1 protein-coding gene is annotated in these 1247 nt (G+C 41.3%); it reads right to left on the bottom strand.

Features of this window, described 5'->3' with window-relative positions:
• Positions 1-541: tetratricopeptide repeat protein (locus Q0236_RS10720; protein WP_297917706.1), on the bottom strand; the 541-nt coding region annotated here is incomplete at its 3' end.
• Positions 542-1247 lie beyond the last annotated feature (706 nt).

Here is a 1247-nt window from a genome sequence, read left to right on the forward strand (position 1 = left end):
ACGCTAGTCCAACCCTTTGGCATCCCTCCGCCAAAGCAGCATCGCAAGATTTTAGGAAAAACTTAAGAGCGCCCTGATAGTCTTTTTCTTCATAGCTAGCGACCGCAGCGTTTAAGCAGCCCTCGCCTAGTCCCAAATCGCATGATTTGGCAAAAAATGCGAACGTATTTTTCTTATCGGCATTTTTATAAGAGATTATCGCAGCGTTGTAGCAAGCTTTGGCGGCTCCCAGCTCGCACGCTTTGGAATAAAACCGCGCGGACTTGCCCTTATCTTTTGTAGTTTTATATAAATTTTGCTCGTCGTAATATAAATCCCCCGCGATAGCACAGCTATTTTCTAGCCCCGCTTCACAAGCTTTTTCAAATGGCTTTTTTGCTGCCTCATAATCGCGCTCCTCAAGCAAATATCCTCCATAGTCTTCGCACGAATTAGCCCTACCGACGCCACATCCGACAAACGAGATCGCCTGCGGGAAAAATATCTGCGCGAGCAAGTAGGCTGCTACGATTAGTGCGGTAATCGACGCTAAAATTTTCATTTTTGCTCCTTTTAAATTTTAAAAATAATTATAGCAAAAAGCGAGGGATAAAATTTTAATTTTTGATAATAGCTGTGAAATTTCCGGCGAAATTCCTGCAAAATTCCTATCAAAATCCCAAGCAAAATTTTAAATAAAATTTTAAACGGAGCTTTGAGCAGAATTTTAAAAAGACAAATTAAAATTTTACTTGCAAGATTGTTTTTATGGCTGGCTTGCCTCAATTTTTACTCGCACGTCTATGCGGCATCCACGGCGCCTGCAGTATTTATAATAAAGCATTTAATCCTGAGGTCTGAAACACCTACAGCCTCTACAATGGTAATTTATCAGGGCGACAATCTAATGCGTAAAATATTTTGTTGCATACCAAGCCCGTGGTAAGCATCTCGCCGTGCCCTAGAAAACTTTTGAAAATTTCGCATTGCTGCTTAGAAATTTTAAAAAATTTTACGCCGCCAGCCTTTAAATTTTATCTTAGAAATCGGCTTACCTATGCCAAAATCGCAGGCGTAATGCGTCTTTAGGCATTTTTTGCTCCGATACCCAGGCTTCTTAGATCCACGCCACTTAGATATGGTGAGTCTTAAAAATAATCAAGACCGCGCGATATCCGTATCGCGCATGTAAATTTCATCTATGTAGACCGCGATTGCGATTTCAGCCGCGCAAGCCCAGCTCGTAAAATTCTGCTAGTTTTAAAACC

This window comes from uncultured Campylobacter sp. (assembly GCF_938031315.1).
In the GTDB taxonomy this organism is placed as follows: Bacteria; Campylobacterota; Campylobacteria; order Campylobacterales; family Campylobacteraceae; genus Campylobacter_B.